The 12009-nt window shown below is 67.4% G+C and carries 11 protein-coding genes; 7 read left to right on the top strand and 4 right to left on the bottom strand.

Features of this window, described 5'->3' with window-relative positions; translation table 11 throughout:
- Window positions 1–139: 139 nt before the first annotated feature.
- Window positions 140–616 carry a hypothetical protein gene (locus J2X65_RS01995; protein ID WP_310197231.1) on the bottom strand — a complete coding sequence of 159 codons (477 nt, stop codon included), beginning with the start codon at window positions 614–616 and terminating at the stop codon, window positions 140–142.
- A 305-nt stretch (window positions 617–921) separates the two neighbouring features.
- Here J2X65_RS01995 and J2X65_RS01990 point away from each other — a divergent pair, with 305 nt between their 5' ends.
- Complete coding sequence (locus tag J2X65_RS01990) at window positions 922–2529, top strand: beta-1,6-glucan synthase (RefSeq protein WP_310197228.1); 1608 nt, start codon at window positions 922–924, stop codon at window positions 2527–2529.
- On the opposite strand, the gene J2X65_RS01985 is transcribed toward J2X65_RS01990, so the two are convergent.
- Window positions 2489–2869, bottom strand: a complete 381-nt coding sequence (locus tag J2X65_RS01985) for a hypothetical protein (RefSeq protein ID WP_310197225.1) — start codon at window positions 2867–2869, stop codon at window positions 2489–2491. The two genes, J2X65_RS01990 and J2X65_RS01985, sit on opposite strands and share 41 nt — an antisense overlap.
- 212 nt (window positions 2870–3081) lie before the next feature.
- Between J2X65_RS01985 and glmU the strand changes: the two genes are divergently transcribed.
- Both glmU and glmS read left to right on the top strand, forming a co-directional pair.
- Window positions 3082–4437: a bifunctional UDP-N-acetylglucosamine diphosphorylase/glucosamine-1-phosphate N-acetyltransferase GlmU gene (gene glmU, locus J2X65_RS01980; RefSeq protein ID WP_310197223.1), complete on the top strand. Its 1356-nt coding sequence runs from the start codon at window positions 3082–3084 to the stop codon at window positions 4435–4437.
- Between the two features lie 100 nt (window positions 4438–4537).
- Window positions 4538–6364, top strand: a complete 1827-nt coding sequence (glmS, locus tag J2X65_RS01975; protein WP_310197220.1) for a glutamine--fructose-6-phosphate transaminase (isomerizing) — start codon at window positions 4538–4540, stop codon at window positions 6362–6364.
- Window positions 6365–6387: 23 nt separating this feature from the next.
- Here the strand turns inward: glmS and J2X65_RS01970 are convergent, their stop codons facing one another.
- On the bottom strand, window positions 6388–7527 hold the full coding sequence (locus J2X65_RS01970) for a glycosyltransferase family A protein (RefSeq protein WP_310197218.1): 1140 nt from the start codon (window positions 7525–7527) through the stop codon (window positions 6388–6390).
- 117 nt (window positions 7528–7644) lie between these two features.
- Complete coding sequence (gene queF, locus J2X65_RS01965) at window positions 7645–8097, bottom strand: preQ(1) synthase (protein ID WP_310197215.1); 453 nt, start codon at window positions 8095–8097, stop codon at window positions 7645–7647.
- Window positions 8098–8211: 114 nt separating this feature from the next.
- On the opposite strand from queF, the gene eno reads away from it, so the two are divergent.
- From eno to pdhA, 4 genes are all read left to right on the top strand, one after another.
- Window positions 8212–9495: a phosphopyruvate hydratase gene (gene eno, locus J2X65_RS01960; RefSeq protein ID WP_310197212.1), complete on the top strand. Its 1284-nt coding sequence runs from the start codon at window positions 8212–8214 to the stop codon at window positions 9493–9495.
- 36 nt (window positions 9496–9531) lie between these two features.
- Window positions 9532–10227 carry an alpha/beta hydrolase gene (locus J2X65_RS01955; protein WP_310197209.1) on the top strand — a complete coding sequence of 232 codons (696 nt, stop codon included), beginning with the start codon at window positions 9532–9534 and terminating at the stop codon, window positions 10225–10227.
- A 109-nt stretch (window positions 10228–10336) separates the two neighbouring features.
- Window positions 10337–10672: a septum formation initiator family protein gene (locus J2X65_RS01950; protein ID WP_310197205.1), complete on the top strand. Its 336-nt coding sequence runs from the start codon at window positions 10337–10339 to the stop codon at window positions 10670–10672.
- Window positions 10673–10939: 267 nt separating this feature from the next.
- Entirely contained in the window at window positions 10940–12004 is a 1065-nt protein-coding gene (gene pdhA / locus J2X65_RS01945) for a pyruvate dehydrogenase (acetyl-transferring) E1 component subunit alpha (RefSeq protein WP_310197202.1), read from the top strand.
- Window positions 12005–12009: the final 5 nt, after the last annotated feature.

The following is a 12009-nucleotide window of genomic DNA, read 5'->3' as shown; positions in this document are numbered from 1 at the left end:
CTGCATCGCAAAAAATACGATTCGTGCCTGCGGCTTGCCTAGAACGCGACGACGGGAAGATGGTTCCCGTCTGTGGCGGCGGCGTGTCGCGGCTGGGGCCGCGCCATGAAATCATTACGTTGAAATCGTTGGGCTCAGATCATTGCGCGGCGGGGGCGGCGGCGGGCGCTGCCGGGGCGGACGGCGTCGAGTCCGGATTCACCCAGCAGGCATGCACCCGTTCGGAGAGGCGCTCCTGCGCCTTGGGATCTATGTTGCCCTGCCGCACGAGGCAGCGGAACGCGATCTTGAGATGCTCGGTGGGGCAGCCGAAGCGCTCATAGAGCTCCATGTGGCGGCGGGCGGTGTCGATATCGTCGCGCCAGAGCAGCATGGCGATGCGCCGGCCGCTCCACACGCATTCCGGCAGGCCGGCATTGCCCGGCAGCTTGGCCGCCTCGTTATATTCCTCGATCGACCGGCGCTGGGCCTCCTTGGCCTGCTCTTCCGGGGACTGCTGCTCGGCCGGCTTCTGCTCGGGCGCGCTGTTCTGCGCGAACGCCGGAGCGGTGACGGCAGCCGTGAGAAGAAGGCCGCCGAGCAGAGCGGCGGCGAAGGGGCGTACAGAGCACAACATGGAGGAATTCGTCACACGCGAGAGGAAACCAAACCAGCTTTAAGACACTAGGTGAAGCTGCTGAATTTGTCAGCATCGCGGCGCCTTTGCCGCCTCATTGTGCGTAACCATCCTCAGCGGACATTTAAGATCGCAACTTCCTGCTTCCGGGCCGCCTCCCGGTCACGCCGCCCCCTCGCCCCTTCTTCGAGGGTGACCCCGCTCCGCGCTGTTTTGCCGCCCTGCGTCAGCCCCCTTGCGCTCGCCATTTTGCACCGCTACCCCAGCCGGTGCCGCACCGCACCCTGCCGCTGGAGACCTTCCGCATGCGCCTCGCCCCCCTGCTCGCCGCCTTCGTCAGCGCGGTGATCGTTGCCGTCTGGGCCTGGCTGGGCCAGCCGGTGCCGATGCCCGCCACCCCGCTGGCGGCAGGCGAGAAGATGCCCTGCGTCTCCTATGCGCCGTTCCGCCCCGGCCAGTCGCCCTTCATCGAGGGGCTGGTCATCCCGCCCGGGCAGATTGACGACGACTTCGCCCGGCTGGCGAAGATCACCCATTGCGTGCGCACCTATTCCACCGAGATGGGTCTCGAGGTGGTGCCGGCAATGGCGCGCAAGCACGGGCTCAAGGTGCTGCAGGGCATGTGGATCGGCCGCGACGAGGCGAAGAACCGCGTCGAGATCGACGCGGCGGTGAAGGCGGCGCAGCAGAACCCGGACGTCATCGACGCCGTCATCGTCGGCAACGAGGTGCTGCTGCGCGGCGAGCAATCCTCCACCGGCATGGCAGCGCTGATCCGCGAGGTGAAGTCCAAGGTGCCGGTGCCGGTCACCTATGCCGATGTCTGGGAGTTCTGGGAGCGCAACAAGGATCTGGCGCAGTATGTCGACTTCGTCACCGTGCACATCCTGCCGTTCTGGGAAGACGTGCCGGTGGCCGCGGACAAATCGGCCGCCCATATCGGCGAAATCCGCGAGCATGTCGGCAAGGTGTTCGGCGACAAGGAGATCCTGATCGGCGAGACCGGCTGGCCGAGCGAGGGCCGCATGCGCGAGGGCGCGCTGCCCTCGCCCTCCAACCAGGCGATGGTAATCCAGGAGTTGCTGGCGCTCGCCAAGGAGAAAAATTACCGGCTCAACGTCATCGAGGCCTTCGACCAGCCGTGGAAGCGCGCCTCCGAGGGCACGGTGGGCGGCCATTGGGGCTTCCTCGATGCCTATACCCGCGACTTCAAGTTCGGCTGGGGCGAGGCGGTGTCGGACCATCCGCACTGGCTGCGGCAGGCGATCCTCGGCATTTTCCTGGCTCTGGGCGTGTTTGTCGCCGGCGCCATTGGCAGCCGGGGCCGGGGCATGAACAACCGCCGCTGGCTGGCGGTGTCCGGCATTGCGCTGTTTTCCGGGCTGACGATCGGCCGCGCCCTGGTCTCGGTGCCGATCGAGAGCCTCGGCATCGGCGGCGGGCTGCGCGGCGGATCGATCCTGGCCCTGGCGGTGCTCGTGCCGCTCGTCGCCGCCTTCGCGGTGGGCCGGCAGGCGAGGGCGGTGGCGCTCACCCAGGCGCTGGACGGCCTATCGCGCCGCGCCGCCGCGCCGGTGGAGCGGGCGATGGCGCTGCTGCTTGCCGCCGCGGTGGTGCTGATCGCGCATGTGGCGCTGGGGCTGGTCTTCGACCCGCGCTACAAGGACTTCCAGTTCGCCGGCCTGACGCCGATCATCATGGCCTTCGCCTTCTACGCGCTGGTCGCGGCGCCGCGCGTGAGCGCCGAGGCGGCGGCGGCCGAGAAGATCACCGCGGCGATCTTCCTCGGCAGCGGCCTCTACATCGCGGTCAACGAGACCTTCGCCAACTGGCAGGGCCTGTGGACCAGCGCGCTGCTTGTGGTGATGGCGCTCAGTCTCTGGCGCCTTGCCACGGCCGCGCAAACGAGATGAGCAGCAGGCCCGCCGCCACGCCGGACAGGTTGTTGTTGTACATCACCAGTCCGGCCGCGGTGGCCATGAGCGCCAGGGTGAACATCGGGATCGAGGGGCGGACGAGCTGGATGAGGGATGTCGCCAGCGCGGCGATGCCGAAGGCGGAATAGCCGAACAGCTCAATCACCGTGCGCCGGGCGATGCAGCTGCCGGTCTCGACGCCGAGGCAGGCGAGGCCGACCGCCGACTGCTCCACCAGCGCGTAGCGCATATAGATCGCCCAGCCGAGCGCGAAGCCGCCAAGCACCAGGATGACGTTCCAGGCGCGGGCACCCGGCAGGAAGTTGCGCTGGTTCATGATCGGCTCCTCGGGCGGCTAGGACATGGCGGCTAGGACATGGCGGCTAGGACATGGCGGCTAGGACACGGCGGTTTAGGCACGGCGGCTTGCGAACGTCCCATTGGATGCCACGGCGGGCGCCGCCATTCAACGGCCGGAATTTCGCGGTCTTCCCGCCGATGGCGGCGCTGCGCTAAAGACGGGCGCCCGTTCTTTCGGAGAATCCGCGCATGCGCCGTCTGCTCGTCATCGTCCTCGCCGCCGGAGAAGGCACGCGCATGAAGTCGGCGCTGCCCAAGGTCATGCACAAGGTCGCCGGGCGCAGCATGGTCGGCCATGTGCTGGAAACCGCGAAGGCGGCCGGCGCTGCCGAGATCGCGGTGGTGATCGGCCCCGACCACGAACAGGTGGCGGCGGAGGTGCATCGCCTCGCCCCGGAGGCGAGCGTGTTCGTGCAGCGCGAGCGCCTCGGCACCGCCCATGCGGTGCTTGCCGCCACCCCCGCGCTGGAGCGGGGGTATGACGACATCCTCGTCATGTATGGCGATACGCCGCTGGTCAGGCCGCAGACGCTGGAGGCGCTGCGCGCGCCGCTGGCGGAGGGCGACGGCCTGGCGGTGCTCGGCTTCCGACCCGCCGATCCGACCGGCTATGGCCGCCTGATCACCTGGGGCGAAGACCTCGTGGCCATCCGCGAGGAGAAGGACGCCAGCGAGGCCGAGAAGGCCATCGGCCTGTGCAATGCCGGGCTGATGGCGATCGACGGAAAGCTGGCGCTGGAGGTTCTCTCCGGCATCGGCAATGCCAATGCCAAGGGCGAGTATTACCTCACCGATGCGGTGGAGGCGGTCATCGCCCGCGGTCGCCCGGCGGCGGTGTGCGTGGCGGAGGCCGGCGAGGTCGCCGGCGTCAACACCCGCGCCCAGCTCGCCGAGGCCGAGGCGGTGCAGCAGCAGCGGCTGCGGCGGGCGGCCATGGAGGGCGGCGCCACGCTCGTCGCGCCCGAGACGGTGTTCTTCAGTGCCGACACCCGGCTCGGCCGCGACGTCGTCGTCGAGCCGAACGTGGTGTTCGGCCCCGGCGTCACGGTGGCGGACGGCGTCGTCATCCGCGCCTTCAGCCATATCGAGGGCGCGACGCTTGCCGGTGGCGTCTCGGTCGGCCCCTACGCCCGGCTCCGCCCCGGCGCCAGGCTGGAAGAGGGCGTGCATATCGGCAACTTCGTCGAGATCAAGAACGCCGACCTCGCACCGGGGGTGAAGGTCAACCACCTGTCCTATGTCGGCGATTCGACGGTCGGGGAGGGCACCAATATCGGCGCCGGCTCCATCACCTGCAATTATGACGGCTTCAGCAAGCACCGCACCACCATCGGCGCCAATGCCTTCATCGGCACCAACAGCCTGATGGTGGCTCCCGTCACCATCGGCGACGGCGCCTATATCGGCACCGGCTCGGTCATCACCGAGGACGTGCCGGCCGATGCCCTGGCCATCGGCCGCGCCCGGCAGGTGAACAAGCCGGGCCTCGCCGCGCGTCTGCGCGAGCGGCTTCAGGCGATCCGGAAAGCCGCCACCGCGGGTTGAGATAAGAATCGACATCCGAATTGATTTTTGCAGTGCGGTGACACCCGGTTAAACCCGTACCGGTAAACTCCTGTGCTGGTTCGCGCGAAAGGTCTGCGCCATGTGTGGCATCATTGGCATCGTTGGTACGGCGTCCGTGGCCGACCGGCTCGTCGATTCGCTGAAGCGCCTCGAATATCGCGGCTATGATTCCGCCGGGGTGGCGACGCTGGAGCAGGGACGCCTCACCCGCCGCCGCGCCCAGGGCAAGCTGCGCAATCTGGAAAACGAGCTCGCCCAGGCGCCGCTCGCTGGCCATGTCGGCATCGGCCACACCCGCTGGGCGACCCATGGCAAGCCCAGCGTCGCCAATGCCCATCCGCATGCGACCATGCAGGTGGCGGTGGTGCATAACGGCATCATCGAGAACTACCGCGAACTGCGCGAGGAATTGCTGCGCGACGGCGCCAATTTCGAGAGCGAGACCGACACCGAGGTCGTCGCCCATCTCGTCACCCGCGAGCTGCGCGGCGGCGCCGGGCCGGAGGCGGCGGTCGCCGCGTCGCTGCCGCGGCTCAAGGGCGCCTTCGCGCTGGCCTTCATGTTCGAGGGCGAGGACGACCTCCTGATCGGCGCCCGCAAGGGCTCGCCGCTCGCCGTCGGCTATGGCAAGGGCGAGATGTATCTCGGCTCCGACGCCATCGCGCTGGCGCCCTTCACCGACACCATCTGCTATCTCGACGACGGCGATTGGGCGGTGCTGCATCGCGGCCGGGCGGAAATCCACAACGCCGCCAACGATGTGGTGGTGCGGCCGATCCAGCGTTCCACCGCCTCCGCCTTCCTGGTGGAGAAGGGCAACCACCGCCATTTCATGGCCAAGGAGATGCACGAACAGCCGGAGGTGGTCTCGCACACGCTGGCGCACTACCTCGACCTCGCCGCCGAGACGGTGCAGCTGGAAGCCGACCTGCCCTTCGATTTCACCGGCCTGGAGCGGATTTCCATCGCCGCTTGCGGCACCGCCTATTATGCCGGGCTGATCGCCAAATACTGGTTCGAGCAGATCGCCCGCCTGCCGGTGGAAATCGATGTCGCCTCCGAGTTCCGCTACCGCGAGGCGCCGCTGCCGAAGAACGGGCTCACCATCGTCATCTCCCAGTCCGGCGAGACCGCCGACACGCTGGCCTCGCTGCGCTATGCCAGGCAGGAGGGGCAGAAGGTGATGGCGGTGGTCAATGTCCCGACCTCCACCATCGCCCGCGAGAGCGATGCGGTGATGCCGACCCTTGCCGGCCCGGAAATCGGCGTCGCCTCCACCAAGGCCTTCACCTGCCAGCTGGCGACGCTGGCCGCCGTCGCGGTGGCGGCGGGCCGGGCGCGCGGCGTGCTGACGCCGGAGCGCGAGCGCGAGCTGGTGCGGGCCCTGGTCGAGGTGCCAAGGCTGATGAACGAGGCGCTGCGGCTCGGCCCGCAGATCGAGCAGCTGGCACGCTCCTTCGCCAAGTCGCAGGATGTGCTCTATCTCGGCCGCTCGACCTCCTATCCGCTGGCGCTCGAAGGCGCGCTGAAGCTCAAGGAGATTTCCTACATCCACGCCGAGGGCTATGCCGCCGGCGAGCTGAAGCACGGCCCGATCGCGCTGATCGACGAGAAGATGCCGGTGGTGGTGATCGCCCCGCATGACCAGGTCTTCGACAAGACCATGTCGAACATGCAGGAAGTCGCTGCCCGCGGCGGCCGCATCATCCTGCTGACCGATGCGCGCGGCGCCGCCGAGGCCGGTATCGAGACCGAGGCGACGCTGGTTCTGCCGGAAATGAACCCGCTGGTGGCGCCGCTGGTCTATGCGATCCCGATCCAGCTCATCGCCTATCACACCGCGGTGCAGATGGGCACCGATGTCGACCAGCCGCGCAACCTCGCCAAGTCGGTCACCGTGGAGTGACCGACAGGGTGCGGCCGGCCGGCTCAGACGTTCGGCTTCTGCAGCACGACGCGTAGGATATCGCGCAAATAGCGGCGCGGGTGGCGCCAGGGCGAGCGCTGTCCGATGGCGATGAACGCGCTCTCGATCTTCCGTCGCGGGACGATCCCCGCGACCGAGGGTTCGGCTGCCGGCACGACATCCGGCGGCGGCGCCAGGGCAGGGTGCCCGGCGGCACGCGCAGGAGGCGGAAGCGGCGCCGCGGCTTTCGCCAGGCTCCTCGCCGGCTCCCGGCGCGGCAGCGGAAGGTGATCCAGCGGAGGAACCGCGGCCGGATCCCGCGCCAGCCGTTCGATCACGTCGCGGTAGCGGGCAATCTCACGATCGGGCGGTGCCGGCTTGGTGGCAAGCTCCAGCGGCAGCATCGCCGCGCTGTCGGCCGCGAGGCCGATCAATCCGGCGCAATAGTTCACCGTGCCGCGTTTGGCGATGGATTCGCGATAATCCGACACGTCGGTCCGGTTGGCATACCAGCCGTTCCCGCCATGAACGCGATATCGCACGCTATTAGTCGGCAAATAATATTTGCGCGCGCCATAGATGCTGGCCGACAGAACCACGCAGCCATCGGCGCAGAGCCTCCACATGCGGATGAACGGCTCGGGAAAATCGGTGCAGCGCCGCGCCCAGTAGAGCCGCAGCGAGAGCGCCGAGGTGGAGGCGCCATACCAGGCCCCGGTGAGATAGGTCATCACCGCGGTATGGCCGAGATCCTCCTCCGCGTCGGCGAAAGCTTCGATGCCATGCGCCTGCTCGAACTGATGCAGGTTCGAGAAGACGAAATCGATATCGGGGCGGGCATCGTAGAGCGCGCCGAGCCGGGCGAGATAGTCGGGCTTCCACAAATCGTCGGCGTCGAGGAAGCAGACGACGTCGGCGTCAGCCCGCGCCACACCGGCGGCAAACCCCGCCAGCTGCCCGCGATTGGGCGAGAACACCAGCTCGACGCGCGGATCGTCGCCATAGGTCTGCGTCAGCCGCAGCGCCGAATCGTCGCTCGAACCATCATCGATCACGATCACCCGGTTCGGCGCCCGGCTCTGGGCCAGTGCGCTGTCGACTGCCTCGAGGACGAAGCGGCCGTAATTGTAATTGGTGATCACCACCGCGAAGGTCGTCGGCATCCGAGGGCACGCTCGCGAGTTCGGAAGGACAAGCGCGTGCGCGCCGATGGTTCGAGGCTGGGAACCATCCGGGCCGTTGCCGATGGTGTCAAGCGGCCTATCGAACGGCTGGAGAGTTCAGCCGCGTCCGCGATAGGGCGGCACGCCCTGGTCGGGCAGCCAGATATCCTTGGGCGGCGCGCCGCTCTGCCAGAACACGTCGATCGGGATGCCGCCGCGCGGGTACCAGTAGCCGCCGATGCGCAGCCAGTGCGGCTTCAGCAGATCGGCGAGCCGCCGCCCCACCGCCACCGTGCAGTCCTCGTGGAAGGCGCCATGATTGCGGAAGCTGGCGAGATAGAGTTTCAGCGATTTCGACTCCACCAGCCAGCCGTCCGGCACATAGTCGATGACCAGATGCGCGAAGTCCGGCTGCCCGGTCACCGGGCAGAGCGAGGTGAATTCCGGGCAGGTGAAGCGCGCGACATAGAGCGTGTCGGCCTGCGGGTTGGGCACGCGGTCCAGCACCGCTTGCCCGGGGGAGGCCGGCCACACGGTGGCGCGCCCGAGCTGCAGCGTTTCGTCGGTCATCGTCTTTCTCCTCGTGCCCACCCGCGCGGTTCTTTAGCGCGGGCTCTTTCGCATGTCATGGCGAGGCGGTAGAAGCGCTGTGACACCATCGCCCATGACGAACCGGGGAAGCGAATGACTGCCATTGTCGACATTATCGGCCGCGAGATTCTGGACAGCCGCGGGAACCCGACCGTCGAGGTCGATGTGATCCTCGAGGACGGCTCCCAGGGCCGTGCGGCGGTGCCCTCGGGCGCCTCGACCGGCGCCCATGAGGCGGTGGAGCTGCGCGACGGCGACAAGTCCCGCTATCTCGGCAAGGGCGTTTCGCAGGCGGTGGACGCCGTCAACGGCGAGATCTTCGACGCCATCGGCGGCATGGACGCCGAGGACCAGGCGGCGATCGACCAGATCCTCATCGAGCTCGACGGCACCCCGAACAAGGCCCGCCTCGGCGCCAACGCCATTCTCGGCGTGTCGCTGGCGCTCGCCAAGGCGGCGGCCGCCGCCCGCGACCTGCCGCTCTACCGCTATGTCGGCGGCGTCAACGCCCGCGTCCTGCCGGTGCCGATGATGAACATCGTCAATGGCGGCGCCCATGCCGACAACCCGATCGACTTCCAGGAATTCATGATCCTGCCGGTCGGCGCCCCGACCTTCGCGGAAGGCCTGCGCACCGGCGCCGAGATCTTCCACACGCTGAAGAAGGCGTTGAAGGACGCCGGCCACAACACCAATGTCGGCGACGAGGGCGGCTTCGCCCCCAACCTGCCGTCGGCCGACGCCGCGCTCGCCTTTGTGGTGAAGGCCATCGAGACCGCGGGCTACAAGCCGGGCGAGGACGTGTATATCGGCCTCGACTGCGCCTCCACCGAGTTCTTCAAGAACGGCAAGTACGACTATGAGGGCGAAGGCGTCGTGCGCGATGTCGAGACCCAGGTGAAGTATCTCGCCGATCTCGTCGCCCGCTATCCCATCGTCACCATCGAGGACGGCATGGCCGAGGACGATTGGGAGGGCTGGAAGCTGCTCACCGACACGATCGGCTCGAAGTGCCAGTTGGTCGGCGACGATCTGTTCGTCACCAATGTCGAGCGCCTGTCCGCCGGCATCAAGCAGGGCGTCGGCAATTCGATCCTGGTGAAGGTCAACCAGATCGGCTCGCTCACCGAGACACTGAACGCGGTGGAGATGGCGCACAAGGCCGGCTACACGGCGGTGATGTCGCACCGCTCGGGCGAGACCGAGGATTCGACCATCGCCGATCTCGCGGTCGCCACCAATTGCGGGCAGATCAAGACCGGCTCGCTCGCCCGCTCCGACCGCACCGCCAAGTACAACCAGCTGCTGCGCATCGAGCAGGAGCTCGGCCCGCAGGCGATCTATGCCGGCCGCTCGGCGCTGAAGGCGCTGGGCTGAGAAGAGGCGGGGCGACGGCGGCAGGCGGCGTTCGGCATGCCCGCTGACGGATCGGTCGAACTGGTCCTGCTGCACGCGCTTCCCCTGGACGCCTCCATGTGGGCCGGGCAACGCCATCTGTTGCCCGGCGCCACATTCGCCCCGACGCTCTACCCTCTGGGCGATCGCATGGCGGACTGGGCTTCCGCTATCTTGAAAAGCGTAAAGGGGCGTCGGCTGGTCGTGGTCGGCTGTTCGATCGGCGGCTCCTGCGCCCTCGAACTGGCGGCCGCGGCACCGGAGCGGGTGGCCGCCCTGGTGTTGATCGGCACCAAAGCCGTCCATCGGCCCGAGCCGGCGTTCAGGGATGCCGCGCTCGACATTCTGGCGCATGAAGGCGTCGCGCCAGCGTGGCAGGCGCTCTGGGCTCCGCTGTTCCCCACCTCGGCCGCATGTGCGCGCGACCGCGCCGCAGCCATTGCTCTCCGCCAGTCCGCCGGCGATTTGGCGCGGGCCATACGGGCCTTCCACAGCCGGCCGAGCCGCGATGACATCCTTGCCGCCTTTCCGGGTCCGGTGACCATCGTCACCGGCGCGGACGACAGGTTTCCCGGCCCGGCGGTGAGCTCGGCGCAGGCGAGACTGGCGCGTCGCGGCACGCTGCACGTACTTCCGGGCTGCGGCCACTATGTGCCGCTGGAGCAGCCGGCGGAGCTGAACGCGATCGTGAGCGGCGTGCTCGCCACCCTCTGAGCCGGCGGCGGGCCGGCCCGCGGCGCTGAAGGCCCGCCCGGGCCGGTTTTGCCGCCTCCCGGCGACAGAGTTAACGGAGCCTCAACCGGATAGGGCTAAGCTTTCATCCATGATAGCACGCACCCGCTGGCGCTCGATTCTCCAAACCGTCACGCTGCATCTCGGCGCGGCATCGCTCATCGGCTATTTCGCCTTCCAGGGCTATAACGGCCAATATGGCCTGGTGGCACGAAGGCACTTCGAGGAGCAGATGCAGGCGCTGACGCAGGAGCGCGATGTCCTGCGCACCCAGCGCCAGGCCATCGAAGCCAAGGTGCGCCTGCTGTCGCCCGATCTCGTCGATGCCGACATGCTGGACGAGCAGGCCCGCTCGCTGCTCAATCTGGTCCATCCCAAGGACCTCGTCCTGCTGCGCCCCCGCGCGCAGCCGACATTGATGCAATAGGCTCATCCGTAGGTTCAATGTGCGAAAAGGGCTCCGATGGCGCCCGGTCTTCGCGCACGCCTGGAATACCAGCGGGAAACCGATAAATCGCAATAGCTTAACTTCATAAAAGTTAAATCTTACATTTAACCGTATATAAGTTTAGAGCGGGAAACCCTTGCGCTGGCAACATGTTGTGCGCCGCAGCATTGCGTTTTGCGCGTAGCGTCGGCTCGGAAGTTGCGCTAAGACACTCCCAAAATCCGGTAACGAGCTAGGGATGCGCCTATGGCTGTAGCTGCGAAGAAGTCCCCCGCCCCCAGGACCACTGCCTCCAAGGCCGTTGCGCCGAAATCTTCCACGAGGCGTTCCGACAAGCCGGCCGATGCGCTGGACTTCTCGAAGGATCGGGAACTCGCCGCCTATCGACAGATGCTGGAGATCCGGCGTTTCGAGGAAAAGGCCGGCCAGATGTATGGCATGGGCCTCATCGGCGGTTTCTGCCATCTCTATATCGGGCAGGAAGCCGTCGTCGTCGGCATGCAGATGGCGCTGAAGTCGGGCGATCAGGTGATCACCGGCTATCGCGATCACGGCCACATGCTGGCCACCGGCATGGACCCCAAGGGCGTCATGGCCGAGCTCACCGGCCGCCGCGGCGGCTATTCCAAGGGCAAGGGCGGCTCGATGCACATGTTCAGCATCGAGAAGGGCTTCTTCGGCGGCCACGGCATCGTCGGCGCCCAGGTGTCGCTCGGTACCGGCCTCGCCTTCGCCAACCACTACCGCGACAATGGCGGCGTGTGCCTGACCTATTTCGGCGACGGTGCCTCCAATCAGGGGCAGGTCTACGAGAGCTTCAACATGGCGGAGCTCTGGAAGCTTCCGGTGGTCTACATCATCGAGAACAACCGCTACGCCATGGGCACCGCGGTGAGCCGCGCCTCGGCGCAGACCGATTTCTCCAAGCGCGGCGCCTCGTTCAACATCCCCGGCGAGCAGGTCGACGGCATGGATGTGCGGGCGGTCAAGGCCGCCGGCGAGCGCGCGGTGGAATTCGCCCGCTCCGGCAAGGGTCCCTACATCCTCGAAATGCTCACCTACCGCTATCGCGGGCACTCCATGTCCGACCCGGCCAAGTACCGGTCGAAGGAGGAGGTGCAGAAGATGCGGACCGAGCACGACCCGATCGAGCAGGTGCGCGCGCGCCTGCTGGAAAAGGGCTGGGCCAGCGAGGACGACCTCAAGGCCATCGATGCCGAAATCCGCGAGGTGATGAACGCCGCCGCCGATTTCGCCAGCCATGATCCGGAGCCGGATCCTTCCGAGCTCTACACCGACGTCCTCCGCTGATCGGC

Origin of the sequence: Ancylobacter sp. 3268 (genome assembly GCF_031456575.1) — a bacterium.
In the GTDB taxonomy this organism is placed as follows: Bacteria; Pseudomonadota; Alphaproteobacteria; order Rhizobiales; family Xanthobacteraceae; genus Ancylobacter.
The sequence above is the reverse complement of the archived record's forward strand: the minus strand, read 5'-3'. Positions and strand labels throughout refer to the sequence as shown.